Source organism: Dellaglioa sp. CoH-55-MRSF-7, assembly GCF_056782235.1.
On sequence record NZ_JBXAYI010000061.1, the window covers coordinates 1 to 452 of the forward strand.

A 452-nucleotide genomic window follows, 5' to 3' on the forward strand; every position below is an offset into this window, starting at 1 on the left:
CCGTTTACGCCAGTTACACTAGGAATCGCTACGGTTGTCTTACGTGTCGGCGCAGCAGGGGTTGGGGACCATCCCTGTGTTCTAAGGTCTGAATCGTCACGAACCGTCTCAAACCCTTGCATGTATTTCAAGGTCATTTTATTTCCTTAGCTTGGCGTGAACCAAGTTATTGTTGTCATCGGCTTTGCTGGATTCAAAGTTGTCTGGGCAATGATCTCCAGCGCAACGCTAGCATCCTGAGTAACATATGGAAGTCCCGCGATAACTTCTAACTTCACGCCATAGTCATTTGTCGGTATCAATCCCGCAGCCAAAACCTCCATCTGAACGTTCGTGTCCTGCGCGTTAAGTGGAGGTATAATCAGCACTTGCCGCGCAGTTGCCTGATTTTTTACCGCTGATGACTGCGACAATAGAACCTGCCGCGCTACTGCCTGAGCAGTAGACGCGGG

1 protein-coding gene is annotated in these 452 nt (G+C 50.2%); it reads right to left on the minus strand.

Features of this window, described 5'->3' with window-relative positions:
- Positions 1-146: 146 nt before the first annotated feature.
- Positions 147-452, minus strand: a 306-nt coding sequence (locus tag AC1RPU_RS07855) for a hypothetical protein (protein ID WP_481769622.1), incomplete at its 5' end; no start/stop codon positions are given.